The following is a 1,090-nucleotide window of genomic DNA, read 5'->3' on the forward strand; positions in this document are numbered from 1 at the left end:
GTTCCTGGGTTTGGGAGCCAGTGTCGGATTTTCGGAATATTCGATAGACGGCAGCGAGCTGGACCCGAACGACTATCCCGACTCGGAGATTCCGATGGGGAGGGTGAACACGTTCACGCCGAATCTGAACACGGGTCTGTTTTACCACAACGAGCGTTTCTATGCGGGTCTGAGTGTATACAATCTGGTGGGCAAGAGTGCGCTGGAGAAGGAGGACATTTCCCTGGCGTACCACGACCTGCACTATTACCTGACGGCTGGTGCGCTGTTTGACTTGAGTGAGACGGTGAAGTTCAAGCCGAGCTTCCTGATCAAGGAGGTGAAGGGAGCGCCGATGAACTACGACATCAACGCGATGTTCCTGTTTGCCGACCGGCTTTGGTTGGGAGCCTCCTACCGTTCGAACATGAAGGTATGGACCGAGAACCTGGCTTCGAACCTGTCGAACCGGAACGCGGTTGCGGCGATTGTGGAGCTTTTTGCGACCGACAGGATCCGCCTGGGCTATGCCTATGACCGTAACATGAACGTGTTGAGCAACTACAGGAACAACTCGCATGAGTTTTCCGTGGGCTTCTATATGATCCCGAGAAAAGCAGTTATGAAAAACCAAAGATGGTTCTGATTATGAAAAAGACATTGACGATACTAAGCATCTCAGCCGGATTGTTATTGGGAGTGGTAGGAGCAGCTGAGGCCCAGAGGAGCAAGATCCGTTATGCAGACGAGCAGATGGAGCTGATGAATTACCGGAACGCGGTTCAGCTGTACGAGGAGGCCTATGCGAAGAAGCCTATGTACGAGACTGCGAAGAAGGCCGCCCAGGCCCACGACATCCTGCGTGACTATGAGCAGTCCTACGAGTGGTGGAAGAACGCAGTGGGCTATGAGGAGGCAGAGACGTCCGACTTCATGAGCCTGCTGACCGCAGCCCAGCGAGTGGGCAAGCAGGAAGAGGGCAGGGGTGTTTTGGAGGCGAGAAGGCCCCAGATGCAGGCCAGCCTGCTGGACTCGCTGACCGGTTCGGTAGAGCATTTTGTGAGCACCGCCTCGAAGAAGCGTGTGAAGCTGGAGGGCGTGGAAGGGCTGA

At 55.1% G+C, this 1,090-nt stretch carries 1 protein-coding gene and 1 pseudogene; both read left to right on the plus strand.

Annotation, left to right across the window (positions count from 1 at the left end; all coding sequences use genetic code 11):
• On the plus strand, positions 1 to 625 hold a 625-nt coding region (locus P2G54_RS16455), incomplete at its 5' end, for a PorP/SprF family type IX secretion system membrane protein (protein WP_275872658.1).
• 2 nt (positions 626 to 627) lie between these two features.
• Positions 628 to 1,090: pseudogene (locus tag P2G54_RS16460) on the plus strand (OmpA family protein); the annotation flags it as partial.

This window comes from Algoriphagus sp. CAU 1675 (genome assembly GCF_029222925.1).
Taxonomy (GTDB): domain Bacteria; phylum Bacteroidota; class Bacteroidia; order Cytophagales; family Cyclobacteriaceae; genus Algoriphagus.